Annotated in this window: 5 protein-coding genes and 1 pseudogene; 3 read left to right on the forward strand and 3 right to left on the reverse strand. The window is 69.2% G+C overall.

Features of this window, described 5'->3' with window-relative positions:
• Nucleotides 1–140: 140 nt before the first annotated feature.
• Nucleotides 141–818: a hypothetical protein gene (locus ADL25_RS37455; protein ID WP_059132390.1), complete on the reverse strand. Its 678-nt coding sequence runs from the start codon at nucleotides 816–818 to the stop codon at nucleotides 141–143.
• A 193-nt stretch (nucleotides 819–1,011) separates the two neighbouring features.
• On the opposite strand from ADL25_RS37455, the gene ADL25_RS37460 reads away from it, so the two are divergent.
• Together ADL25_RS37460 and ADL25_RS37465 are read left to right on the forward strand one after the other, a co-directional pair.
• Nucleotides 1,012–1,254, forward strand: coding sequence for a hypothetical protein (locus tag ADL25_RS37460; protein WP_234381197.1), 243 nt, complete (start codon nucleotides 1,012–1,014; stop codon nucleotides 1,252–1,254).
• Between the two features lie 58 nt (nucleotides 1,255–1,312).
• The gene (locus ADL25_RS37465) at nucleotides 1,313–1,969 is read left to right on the forward strand and encodes a hypothetical protein (protein WP_059132392.1); all 657 of its coding nucleotides are present in this window, start codon (nucleotides 1,313–1,315) and stop codon (nucleotides 1,967–1,969) included.
• A 149-nt stretch (nucleotides 1,970–2,118) separates the two neighbouring features.
• Here the strand turns inward: ADL25_RS37465 and ADL25_RS37470 are convergent, their stop codons facing one another.
• Nucleotides 2,119–6,510, reverse strand: a complete 4,392-nt coding sequence (locus tag ADL25_RS37470; RefSeq protein ID WP_063805814.1) for an FtsK/SpoIIIE domain-containing protein — start codon at nucleotides 6,508–6,510, stop codon at nucleotides 2,119–2,121.
• Nucleotides 6,511–6,580: 70 nt separating this feature from the next.
• Nucleotides 6,581–6,874, reverse strand: a complete 294-nt coding sequence (locus tag ADL25_RS37475; protein WP_059132394.1) for a WXG100 family type VII secretion target — start codon at nucleotides 6,872–6,874, stop codon at nucleotides 6,581–6,583.
• A gap of 89 nt (nucleotides 6,875–6,963) precedes the next feature.
• On the opposite strand from ADL25_RS37475, the pseudogene ADL25_RS51090 reads away from it, so the two are divergent.
• Nucleotides 6,964–7,221: pseudogene (locus tag ADL25_RS51090) on the forward strand (hypothetical protein); the annotation flags it as partial.

Here is a 7,221-nt window from a genome sequence, read left to right on the forward strand (position 1 = left end):
CGCATCGAGATTGACGTACTCCATCGGCCTGCGCCCCCGCTCCTGGCTTCCTGCTGGCCGATGAATCATCGCACAGACTCACCAAATGAGATGACGTCTTAAGCGGGTGGGGCGGCCACCAACCGCCGTGGTGCCGTCCGCTATTGTGTCGCCTTCTCCCCGGTCGGTCCCACCGCGAACCACTTGCCGTCGATCCCCTGACCGTTCAGGTCTCCCGGCTTGCTGTCCCCCGAGAAGCGGTAGACGGGCCGTCCGCCGACGGTGATCTGGACCTGGCCGTCCTGGCGGCGGATGGCCCCGACCTCCTTCGGGTTCACGCCTGCCAGGTAGACGTTGCCGCCCTCCTGGACGGTCACGGGGGGCCACTTCGTGGCGCAGGCGGCGTTGCAGGCAGACTGCGACGGGGAGGCGCTGTCGTCGTCGAAACGGTACAGAGCCGCCTGATTGATGTTGATGAGGTGCGGTGAGGACAGCGGCGGCGAGGTGACCGCGGACAGCTGTACCCACTTGGGCGGCGCCTCCTGTACCGCAGCTCCGACCACGGTCCCGCCGTTGCCGTCGAGGCAGGCGTCCTGCGCCGTGGAGTCGACCACCTGCAGTGCCGAGTTGCCCGAGTTCTGGCCTGGCGGAGTTGTCGAAGGGGATGCCGAGGCCGCCGGCGAGCCCGAGGAGACAGCCGGTGCCGGATTGTCGCCGATGGTGATCGTCTTGCCGCAGGCCGACAGGCTCGCTGCGCCGCACAGTGCGAGTACGGATGCGACAACGGTGCGACGTACGGCGGCACCGTTGAACAGCGGACGGGTGAAGAGCGGATTCATGCCTGCAACACGAGACAGGCACCGGCAAGGGTTCAATGCCGCCTGGACCGATCGGACCGTCTACCGCGTTGAACGCTCCGCTCCCCCGGTCTCGTGTACCGCACAGAGATGAATCCTCACCGCACAGGAACGGGGGCCCGCAGTGGCGTCGGACGTCAACATCCCCGGGAGTGAGCTCAAAGAGGCCCAGGACATGTTGGGTTTCGTGCACGACTTCATCGACATCGGACACCACACGTTCGACTTCGATGCCGCGTTCGGGCCCGAGCTCTCCCACGGCTCCGCACAGAACTTCGAAAACAAGTGGGAGGACGGAAAGCACCAGCTGCAGAAGCAGGTGAAGGGCATCCAGGACGCCATCGGCGACATCCTGGACTCCTTCGAGAAGACCGATCAGGACGCGGTGTCGAACCTCGACGACGGAAGCGGCAAGTGAGCTCCGCCGTCATTTCCCTGACATATCCAACCGTTCCCCCGAAAGTGGCGGCTGACCTATGAGCACTGCACAGCGTTTTCTGCTGGACATCCCCGATCCCTGGCAGCAAGTGGACCTGAGCGGCGAGGAACTGGCGAAAACACGCGCACAGGCCCTGGCCTCGACCGGTGACCCTCGGGAGAAGGCGCGGATCAACGACATGTTCCGTCAGGGCCGGGAGGTGTCCCGGGCCGCCCGCCGTCACGGGGCGCTGCTGGCCGCGGGTACGGCAACCATGTACACCGAGGGTCTCTTCATGGCCTATGCGATGGTCTTCGCCGTCAGCACACCTGAGGGCGAGGAGCTCACGCTGCCCGTGCTGTCCGCGCGACTGGGTGTCTCCTCAGCGACTGGGGTCGCGCCCAGGGACCGGGTCATCACGACGGCGAAGGTACCCCACGTGGGCACGGTGGCCCGCGTCACCGGCACCGAGGTGACCCGGCTGACCGGGGACATCGACGTCAAGCTGCTGACGATGCACACGATGATGCCGGTGCCCGGCAGCAGCCGGGACTTCCTCGTGGTCACGCTCGCCAGTCCCAACCTGCCGCTGAGGAACGAGGTGTACGACCTGTTCGACGCCATCACCAGCACGTTCCGCTTCCTGACCGACGATGGGGTCCAGGTCCCCGTGAACGGCGACGAAGCAGGCGCGAGCGGCAGCCTCGCTGCCTGATCCACGTTGCGTTCCATGCCGAAGGACGGCCGGGTTCCCCTGCGATCCGGCCGTCCTTCGGTGCTCCGCAGGGCCTACCGCTCATCTCGGCCCGCGGGCAAGGAGGGAGGTGCGTCCCCGGTGGGAATGTGGGGGCACACCTCCCGGCTTCAGAGTTCCGCTTCGAGGAGGGGCACCTGCACCGTCCGCAGGGTTCCGTCGCCCAGGTGCAGCAGGCCCCGGCCTGGCTGTGGAGCCTGTCCGACGACGCCTCGGGGCAGCTTCACGCCGATCACATCGCCGTCGCTCGGTCCCTGCGGAGACAGGAGCATGCCGGTGCGGTTGCGTTTGACCTGTCCCATCCAGCCGGCCAGGCTCAGCGACAGGGATTCGGCGTTGCCGGCCGCGAGGACGCCCCAGCCGGTCCCGGCCCCGCCCCGGGCGAGCAGGGCGAGGTCGGAGTCGATTTCGGCTCCCATGAACAGCTCTGCGTCGTCCACGACGATCACGCCGTGCTCCTGTGGCACATTACCCAGCGCGATGCGGAAGTCCCCCACCGACACCTCGGTGTCGGTGATGACGGCGGTCACGCCGGGCCGTCCCTCCAGCTGCCTCAGTGGCGAGCGGCGCGGCGCCAGCACGATGAGGCCGGTTCCGGCGGCGAGCAGCGACTGCGCCGCGGTGAGCAGGGCGGTGCTGCGGCCGGTGCGTGGCGGTCCGGCGATCACGAAGGTCGGTACGTCCGCGAGATCGGGACCCAGCGAGGTGAGGGTGTCGCCGCCGACGGCCATCAGGGGCTGCATCGGCCCTGCGTGGGTGTGCAGAGCGAGGGCGTCGGCATACGCGATCCGGTCGGGGAGCACGTCCAGCCGGATCGGGCGTTGTGCGTCGGGGACCGCGGCTTCGCGTTCGGTCAGCTCCCGGCCCAGGGTGGCCAGGACTTCGGCCTGTGCGGTGCCGGACAAGTCCTCGCCGAGTACCGCTATCTGCGTCTCGCTCAGGTCTTGGGTGCGGATGCCGCGCCCCGGCGCGGGGTCGGATGGTGCCGATTTGGAGGGGATGCCGACGCTGGAGTAGTCCTGGCGGTCGTTGAGCCTGAGGACGATCTTGTCTTCGGTGGTTCCGGAGAAGCGGCTGCTGGCGAGCACCCGGTCGCCGGCCAGCACGACATGGATGCCGGCGCCCGCTCCGTCGCGCAGCAGGCGCAGCATGCGTTCCATGTAGCTGCCGTTGTCGTACGAGGTGAATTCGCGCTCGAAGACCTCGAACCGGTCGACCATCAGCACGATGTGGGCGAGCCGCTGCTGGTGCGGCTGGTTCTTTCGCAGTTCGGTCAGGTCGGCTGTGCCCTGCGCGCCCAGGATGCTCTGGCGTGCGCTGAGTTCGGCTCCCAGCCGGTCCAGCAGTCGGCCCAGGCGCTCGATCTGGTTGCGGTCGACGACCGCTCCGCAGTGCGGCAGCGTGGTCAGGGCGTTGAGCGCACCGTTACCGCAGTCGATGCCGTACAAGTGGACGTCGTCGGCGCCATGGGCCTGCCCGAGTGCCGCGGCCAGGGTACGCAGTGTCTGAGAGCGTCCGCTGCGCGGCGAGCCGACGATGTGCAGATGACCGGCCCTGTCGAGGTCGAGGACCAGGGGGGTGCGGGTCTGCTGTGCAGGCAGGTCGACCATGCCGTACTCCACTGCGGGCAGGGCTGCCTCGCGTTCGGCGGACGGCTTGGGCGCGGGCGGTGCCGTCCATGGGAGCAGTGCGGGCAGGGGCGGCAGCCAGGGGCTTGGCTGGCGCGGTACGTCGGCGAGCCGGGACGCCTGTGCAACGGCTCCCGCCAGGACCGCGAGGTCGGTGACGGCCTCGGTCTGCGCCGCGCCCGAGCCTGCGCGGGAGCCGCGGGTGGGCAGCGGGCCGCCGAGGTTCTGCCAGGTCACTGGTTCTGCTCGGACGGTCGTCTCAGTTCCTTCGGCGGCCTGGCCGCCGGGGCGACGTCCGCCGACACGGCCCGACTGGAAGGGCAGCAGTGCCGACGGCCCGAGCCGGGCGTAGGCGCGGCCGGGGTTGGCTGGTGAAATGTCCCCGGAGTCGGGGGCGTCGATGATGTCGCGGCTCTCACTGGTGTCGGTTGTGCGCAGGGCGATGCGCAGATTGGTATTGGCGCGGATGTCCGGGGTGACCGCTCCTCCGGGCCGTTGGGTCGCCAGCACCAGGTGGATGCCGAGCGATCGGCCGCGTTGGGCGATGTTCACCAGTCCCGCGATGAATTCGGGCAGTTCGCGCACCATGGACGCGAACTCGTCGATGACCAGAAGCAGTCGGGGCAACGGCGGCAGGACGTTGCCGCCGCGTGCGCGCTTGTCGAGGTAGTCCTCGATGTCCTTGGCGCCTGCTTGGGCCAGCTGGGTCTCTCGGCGGCGCAGTTCTGCGCCCAGGGAGACCAGTGCCCGCTCCACGAGTCTGGTGTCGAGGTCGGTGACCAGGCCGACTGTGTGGGGCAGGTCAGCGCACTCGGCGAAGGCGCTGCCGCCCTTGTAGTCGACGAGTACGAAGGTCATCTCGTCGGGCCGGTTGACCACGGCGAGGGTGGCGACGAGGGTCTGCAGCAGTTCGGACTTGCCGGAGCCCGTGGTGCCGGCGATCAGGGCGTGGGGGCCGTCACGCACCAGGTCGACGGCGAACTCACCGTCGTATCCGACACCGAGCATGGCCCGGGTGCTGCGACCGCCCAGTGACCAGCCGGCCACCACGGCCTCCGCGGTAGGCGGTTCCATGTGCAGCAGGTCCAGCAGGCGTACGGAGCCGGGCAGTGCGCTCTCGTCGCTGTCGCCGACGCCGCGCAGCGGGGCCAGTGCACGGGCGAACTGCTCGTACCAGCCGGACTCCGGTGAGTCGCTGCGTACGTTCTCCAGTGCAGCGCCGGAGCCGGTGCGCACCGTGGATGTGCTCGCGCCTGCTTGCGTGACGACGACGGCGCCGCATTCCTCGGGCAGTAGTCGCTCTTCGCGGTCGATGCAAACGGTGTAGACGCCCACGGAGGGGCCGTCACGCAGCAGCGCGATCACGCCAGGCAGCGAGCGGGCCCGGCGTGCCTGTTCCAGGACGACGAGAATATCGGGGTAGCCGTTGGCTCCACCGCGGATGACGTCGGGGCCGGCAGCCATACGGGAGGCGACGAGCTGGCCGAGCTCGCCGATGCGCCGGGCCAGGGATTCGGCGGTGCTGCCGATGAGGGCGTAGGCGTCCTCGCCCTGTGCCTGGGTGTGGGGCAGCCAGCGGCTCCAGGACCAATCGCGTTCGCCGTCGGGTCCGGCGAGGACCACGATGCGCAGGTCGGTGGGGCTGTGCAGGGCGGCGGCCTGGGCGGCCAGCCAGCCGGTCAGTCGGGTCGCTCCCGGTCCGGCGACACCTGCGACTCCTGCTCTGCGCAGCGGAACGGCGACGGGTACCTGGTTCAGCCAGGGCACGGTGCTGCGCCGGTGCTCGTCCTGCTCGGGGTCGTCGACGCTGATGGAGGAGGGCAGGTCGGTGGTGCCGACGCGTACGGACAAGAAGTCGGGGTCCTGCCAGCGGCGCTCCCACAGCCGTTCGGAGGGCTGGGCGGCCATCTGGATGAGTGTGGCCGGATCGGGCAGAGAAAGGCGCAGGTTGTGCTGTTCCTCGAGTACGGAAGCTTCGATGTCGGCGCGCACGCGGGCCAGTGCCTGCTCGTACTCCTCCTTCTTCTCCAGGTATTTCAGCATCGCCTGCTTGCGTCCGCCGAACTGGGTGACCAGGGCGGCGATCGGCGAGAGCAGAGCGATGAAGACGAAGGACCATCGGTGGGTGACGAAGATGGCGATAGCGGCGCTGCCTGCCGGCAGGAGCAGGATCGGCAGCAGCGGGATGGGCCGCTTGTCGGGCTTGGTGGGCGGGGTGGGCAGCCGGAACTTCGCGCCCATGGCGGGCGGCAGAAACCTGGGCGGCCGGTTGAACTCCAGGCCCAGCCCGTCCTGGGCGGGTGTCAGTGGGGCACGGGCCGTCGGCCGTGAGGTCAGCTCCAGCAGGATGTCGCCCACGGCGAGCTGGCTGCCCTCCCTCCACGGGGCGGGGCCCTGTGTGGATTTGCCGTCGAGCAACGCCGTTTCGGTCATGAGGAGTTCGGCACTGCCGTCGAGGCAGACCCGGGCCCGGGCTGCGAGCGTCGGTGCCCCCTCGGCGAGGCGGATACGGCACGTCGGGCCGCTGCCGATGTCGTAGTCACCGGGGACGAGCCGGAAGACGGTTCCGGCTCCGGGGCCTGAGACCAGACGGACTTCGGTGCGGCCCTCGGGCTCGGGCTCCCGGGGAAGGGGGGCTCCGAGCCCGAGGTCCATGCCGTCCCGCACACCGGCGACCTGGAGGGTGGTGTGCGGGTCAAGGGGGCTGGAGCCGATATAGAGGGACGGCTCTCCCTCGGTCGCCCCCGCATATCCGACGGCACGTGCCAGCTCGGCCGCGAAACTGCCCGCCTGCGCGGACGGTTCGGTTTCCACGGCGACGGTGGTGGACACCCCCTCGACCTGCGGGTCACGCACGCTGACGGTCAATCGCACTGCTCATCGTCCTTCTCGTGTGGGGGTGGGTGCGGCGCCGCCCGCCGTGACGGCGAGCTGGTCCGGTGGGTCAGGAAAGGTTGGAGCCGAGCTGGCTGTCGGTCTGGTCGAAGGCCTCGCCGACGGACTTCACGTACTGGCCGATCCCCTGCAGCCCCTGGTTGACCTGCTCGAAGCCCTTGGCGAACTCGTCGAAGAAGGGCGAGAACTTCTGCTGGGCGGCCGGCGTGCTGTAGCCGTCGGCGAGCAGGTTGGAGATCTTGCCCTTGACCTCGTTGAGCTTGTCCTGGAGCTGGGAGAAGTCGTTGAGGAGGGCCTGCGAAGTCGAGGAAGTGGTGTCGGAGTTGACGCTGTAGTTGGGCATGGGAGTACTCCTTGCTGGTGTGTGGTGCGGTCCATCCCTTTCTGGGATGGAGGACTGGTGGATAGGTGGACCTCTAGCGACCTGCGCTGGTGTCCGGGCTTTCCGAGGGGCTCGTCGGTGCTGTGACGAACCCGTCGCTGGACGGGGAAGGTGAGCCGGTGCCGCCGTTCGACTGCGCGTCGGACGTGCTGATCGGTGGGACTGTGGGTCGTCCCGGGGAGGTGGCCCCGTCCGGGGTGGTGGGCGAGGGCGGAAGCGGTACGTCCGCCGGGTCCACCGGAGCCGGGCTGGAGGGACGCGAACCGGTCGGTGACGGCGGAAGCGGTACGTCCGCCGGGTCCACCGGA

It is taken from the genome of Streptomyces sp. NRRL F-5122, assembly GCF_001507435.1.
Classification (GTDB): domain Bacteria; phylum Actinomycetota; class Actinomycetes; order Streptomycetales; family Streptomycetaceae; genus Streptomyces; species Streptomyces lannensis.